Origin of the sequence: Alcanivorax sp. (genome assembly GCF_051117345.1) — a bacterium.
In the GTDB taxonomy this organism is placed as follows: Bacteria; Pseudomonadota; Gammaproteobacteria; order Pseudomonadales; family Alcanivoracaceae; genus Alcanivorax.
In genome coordinates, this window is sequence record NZ_JBNPEC010000011.1 from 1 (window position 1) to 5,183 (window position 5,183).

Consider the following 5,183-nt stretch of genomic DNA (forward strand, 5'->3'; position numbering starts at 1 on the left):
GCCGCGCCACTCATTGCCATTGATGAAAAAGCCAGGGGTGTAGACGCGACCGGCGTCGTGAATCTGTGCGTAGCGACGTTGCCGGTCACTAAAGGCCGGGCTGCCATAAGGATCAGCCCAGCCGATGTAATCCCAGTAATCCACGTGAAAAGCCAGCGGGATAAACGCCGAAAACAGTCCTTCTTGTTTTCCCAGGGATCGGATAAACCGGTCGGCCGGCGGGCAGCTGCTGCAGCCCTCGGATGTGTAAAGCTCAATCAGTGAGACTTTTTGTTCGCCACTGCTGAATGTCAGGGGCATGCTGCCGGCATTCAGCAGGGCAGGCACAAGAAAAAGAAACAGGCTAAGCGGCGCTCGCATAAGAGAGGTCCTATGTTTTCCGTTAGCGCTTTGATGTCAGTCCGCAGGGTTCGTTACAGGCTGGTTTGTACGAAAGAGCGAGACGGCTCTGGATGAGGGCAACTTCACAGAAAGAGGGAGGCGGAAGCCTGCTTCTTAAGGAGGGGAGTGAGGGAGGGAAATCCGGGGAAGATGGAATTTGCGTGAGCCATCCGCCGTATTCATGCATGCCCCGGATAAGCGCCCCGGCAGTGGGGCGCTCAGAGGCTCTCTAGCTGACCCGGCTCTTCCCCCGAATCATATCCACCGCTTTTTCCGCAATCATCATTGCCGGCGCATTGGTGTTGCCGCCGATCAGAGTGGGCATGATGGACGCATCGATGACACGCAGGCCGTCGATGCCATGGACGCGCAATTGTGGATCGACCACAGCAGCTTCATCGGTGCCCATCTTGCAGGAGCCCACCGGGTGATAAACGGTGTCAGCGCGCTGGCGGATCACGTCGCGGATGTCGTCGTCAGTTTTCACGTTTGCGGTGAACATATCTTTTTTCATCCACCGCTTGAGGGACGGCGCTTCCATGATTTTCTGCGTGATCTTGTAGCCTTCCACCATGTCTTCCAGGTCCTGGGGATGGTCCAGGAAGGCTGGATCGATCAGGGGCAGGTCGTCCGGGTTGGCGCTGGCCAGTTGCACGCTGCCCCGGCTGCGTGGCCGTAGCAGGCAGACATGGCAGGAATAGCCCTGGGTGAAGTGCATCTTGCGACCGTGATCATCCACCAGGGCGGTGACCATGTGTAGTTGAAGATCCGGTGCGGACAGTTCCGGCCGGGTTTTCAGGAAGGCACCGGCTTCGGCAAAGTTGGAGGTCCACAGCCCGCGCCGTTCCTTGCGGTAGGTGCCCATGGCCATCAGCGCCCGCCACATGCCCCCCGGTGACAAGCCAAAGGTGGCCGGGCTGTCGGTGGTGTAGCCGAAGATGAAATCCGGGTGATCCTGCAGGTTCTTGCCCACGCCGGGAAGATGATGCACCACCGGGATGCCGTGCTTTTTCAGTTCTTCCGCATCGCCCACCCCGGACAGCATCAGTAGCTGGGGAGACTGGAAGGCCCCGGCGGACAGCAGCACTTCCTTGCGGGCCCGCACAGTACGCACCTGCTTGCCCTGCTTGAATTCCACGCCGACGGCGCGCTTACCCTCGAACAGGATACGCTGGACCTGGGCATTGGTTTCCACAGTCAGGTTGTTGCGATCCATATGGGGAAACAGGTAAGCCCGCGCGCTGCTCCAGCGCTCGCCATCCTTCTGGGTGACCTGAAAGACCCCGGCGCCCTCCTGCTCGGCGCCGTTGAAGTCATCGGTAATGGGGATGTCGCACTCTCTGGCGGCATCCAGGAAGTAATCCTGAAAGGGGTTGCCGGTGCGGCTGTCGCTGACCCAGAGTGGCCCGTCGGTGCCGTGGTAGTCGTTATCGATGCGCTCGTTGTGTTCATTGAGGCGGAAGTAGGGCAGCACATCCTCATAGGACCAGCCGTCATTGCCCTGTGCAGCCCACTGGTCGTAGTCCTCGCGGTGGCCACGTATATAGACCATGGCGTTGATGGCGGACGAGCCCCCCAGGCATTTGCCGCGGGGCTGGAAGCCCTGGCGGCCGTTCAGGCCTTTCTGTGGCACAGTTTCCATGACCCAGTTGTTGATGGGCTTGGAGAGCATGGCCACGGCGCCGGACGGTACATTGACCAGCAGACCATCCCCTTGGCCGCCCGCTTCCAGTAAACAGACGCGGGTGTCAGGGTCTTCACTCAGTCGCCCGGCCAGGGCGCACCCTGCGGATCCCCCACCGATGATGAGATAGTCAAAGTCGTTTTCCATGGCTGGGTCCCTTTTCTTGTTTGTTATTCACGGTGCGGCTCGACAGCGGCATCTGTTCCGGCAAGCGTTCGTTGGTGGGGGCTGGTACCGATATCCATCACAACGTCTGGGAAACAGATTATCACCGGGTTTTTGTGGTGGTAAGTACTGTTTGTGTGACCGACAGGACGCTCGTGAGAGCTTTTCCATACAAACCCGGGGCAGCAGAACGTCGCCCTGATAAGGCCATTATCCATGGTGCTTTCCTGTATGCTGAATCAAGCCTCAGATGGCCTTAACGGCTATGCGTAATGGCTTTCGCGATGCAAGTTTTAGCATCGTGCCAAGGGTCCCTGCGTATGTTTAGATGAGGCTCTTGTTTTCCCGGCATGCTGTCAGCCTGCCGGGGGCGTGATGATCAATGGAGATAACAATGAAAAAGCTGTCTGCAGCGCTACGTCTGGTAACGGATAATACCCGCGCAACGCCCATGCTGGTGCCGACGCGCAGGAGTATTCGCTTCAATGTGGACCCCAAGCGGATTTCCGACTGGCACACGCCGGGCGGCCCCGTGCTGACGGCGTTTCTGAATACGTTCTCCACCATCCTGCCTGTGGGTGAGCGCTTTTTTATCGACAGTGTGCGTGCCTACCGGGATCAGATTACCGATCCCGATCTCAAGAAGGCGGTCACCGCGTTCATCGGTCAGGAAGCCATGCATGGCCGGGAGCATGAAGAATATAACGATGCCCTGTTTGCGGTGTCCTCGGTGGCACCCAAATTTGAGCGCCTGGTGGAGGGCGTGCTCAAGAGGTTCAACAAGTACAGTGCGCCGGTGTCTCTGAGTGGCACCATTGCCCTGGAACATTTCACCGGACTGCTTGCGGATAGCGTGTTGAGTGATCCTCGCGTGGTGGAAGGGGCCGACCCGGCCTACGCCGCGCTGTGGCGTTGGCATGCACTGGAAGAAACCGAGCACAAGGCGGTGGCATTCGATGTCTGGACAGCGGTCATGGGTAAAGGTGTCGGTGCCTATGGGCTGCGGTGTTTCGGCCTGGGCCTGGCGACGGTGGTGTTCTGGGGCCTGGTGATTCCGGTCTTCCTTGAAGTATTGCGCGAGCAGGGCAAGCTGACTGACTGGAAAGGGTGGCAGAAATTTTTCCACTACACCTTCGGTGATATCGGCATGCTGCGAAAGCAGATCGGCAACTACCTGGATTATTTCCGCCCGGGTTTCCATCCCTGGGATCATGATAACCGTGAGTTGTTGCTGCAGATCGATAGTTTCCTGGCTGAGCAGGAAGCTGCTGCCTCCGCCTGATCTTTCCCGCCTGTTCCTTCTGGGCTGGCACCATGGTCGTGGTGCCAGCCAGCGTTTCTGACCTTCTCTTTTCTCACCGATGATCACGTTTCTGTGCCCCTGTGACGACAACACGACTTACGGCTTCCGCCCTGCCTTCGACGCTTTGCGCGGATGTTGCATAGAGAAAAAATCTGCGTTTCAGTGACAGATGAGAGCCTGGGTTAATGTGGCTTGTGTGTTGGTTCGTTCGTTGTCGCCTGGTGCGCCTTGCAGCGTGCCGGGCAGGCGGGAGTGCAGATGGCGCGCGTGAGCACAGCGTTGGTGATTCTGGCGGCTCTATGCTGGGGGTTGTCAGGCGGCATCGGCGGTATGCTTATGGCCGATGGCTGGAGTGCGTACCTGGTGTCGTTCTATCGGGGCGCGATTGGTCTGCTCCTCGTGCTGGTCTGGCTGATGCTGCAACCGGGTGACCATGGCCTGACCAGTCAACGGTTATGGTGTTGGTCTGTTATTGCCGGCCTGGGTGTAGCAGGTAATTTCGCGTTCTATTTTCTCAGTATTTCCCGGAGCAGTGTCGCGGTGGCGGCCACGCTGATGTATTGCGCCCCGGTGTTCGTGTACCTGGTGTCGTTTGCTCTGAAGCTGGAGCGCCCTTCTGCATTAAAGTGGGCCGCTATTGTCGTGGTGCTGCTGGGTATCGTTTTACTTACCCGCGTTTATGGCATGGAGGCGGGAGGGGTAACGGCGATCGGCGTTGCTGCGGGTTTGCTGGCCGGGGTCAGCTATGCCGTCTTCATTTTTGGATTCAAGTATGCCGCACCCCATGGCAGCCCCCAGGCGATTCTGTTTATTGCGTTTTCGGTGCTGGTGATGATCCTGGTGTGGCCGGCGGATGTGGGGCAGATTATGACTGCCGCCTACTCATCGGACTGGCCGTTGTTTGTCGGGCTGGGTGTGCTGGGGGCCGGGTTGTCGTTTGTGCTTTATGTGGTCGGCCTCAGGAATGTGGCACCGGCCGTGGCGTCTATCGTGGCCATGGTTGAGCCGGTAACCGCGTCGTTGTTTGGTGTGTGGATATTGAATGAAAGCCTGGCTGGTTCACAGGTCATTGGCATGATGTTGATACTGGTGGCGGTGACGGCACTGAGCGTTTATTCCGGTGCGAGCCGCCTCCCGTCCCGCTGGGGTGTTCACTGATCGAAGAGCCCTGACGATAACGGCCAACAATCCTGATTTTTTTGTGGGAAGCGATGGGTGCATCGCTTCCCACAGTAGAAACGAGACTGTTCAGAATCTTCAGGCCTGGTGCTTGTTCTCTCTGGCGCGAAATGGCGCCACCTTTCTGTCGTTGTCCCTGTCTGCGATGGCGTCGTCTGCAGAGCGATCCTTGCGCGACACATAATCCGCCGGCGGGGTTTCAAACAGGCTCTGGTAGCTCAGGTTGACGATGGATTCCGACGTCTTCGGCAGCAGGTAATACATGGCCAGGGCACCCTTGCCGAAGATGCCCAGCTTGCGTTTGTTCTGGGTGATGATTACATCCAGCAACCAGTTCACCGCAGTGTCCGGCGACATGACAGGCAGGTAGTCATAGATTTTGGTGGGCGCAATCATCGGCGTGCGCACCAGCGGATAGTTGATGGAGGAAAAGCGCAGGCTGGTATGGGCATATTCATTGGCAGCCACCCA

At 58.2% G+C, this 5,183-nt stretch carries 4 protein-coding genes and 1 pseudogene; 2 read left to right on the forward strand and 3 right to left on the reverse strand.

What is annotated here, in order from left to right:
• Nucleotides 1-360 (reverse strand): DUF1223 domain-containing protein (locus tag ACFE0K_RS01060; protein WP_434534295.1); only part of this gene is annotated, 360 nt, incomplete at its 3' end.
• 250 nt (nt 361-610) lie between these two features.
• On the reverse strand, nt 611-2,212 hold the full coding sequence (locus tag ACFE0K_RS01065; protein ID WP_434534296.1) for a GMC family oxidoreductase: 1,602 nt from the start codon (nt 2,210-2,212) through the stop codon (nt 611-613).
• 412 nt (nt 2,213-2,624) lie between these two features.
• Here ACFE0K_RS01065 and ACFE0K_RS01070 point away from each other — a divergent pair, with 412 nt between their 5' ends.
• The gene (locus ACFE0K_RS01070; protein WP_434534297.1) at nt 2,625-3,512 is read left to right on the forward strand and encodes a metal-dependent hydrolase; all 888 of its coding nucleotides are present in this window, start codon (nt 2,625-2,627) and stop codon (nt 3,510-3,512) included.
• A gap of 279 nt (nt 3,513-3,791) precedes the next feature.
• Complete coding sequence (locus ACFE0K_RS01075; RefSeq protein WP_434534298.1) at nt 3,792-4,691, forward strand: DMT family transporter; 900 nt, start codon at nt 3,792-3,794, stop codon at nt 4,689-4,691.
• Nucleotides 4,692-4,790: 99 nt separating this feature from the next.
• Here ACFE0K_RS01075 and ACFE0K_RS01080 read toward each other — a convergent pair.
• Nucleotides 4,791-5,183: pseudogene (locus ACFE0K_RS01080) on the reverse strand (SDR family NAD(P)-dependent oxidoreductase); the annotation flags it as partial.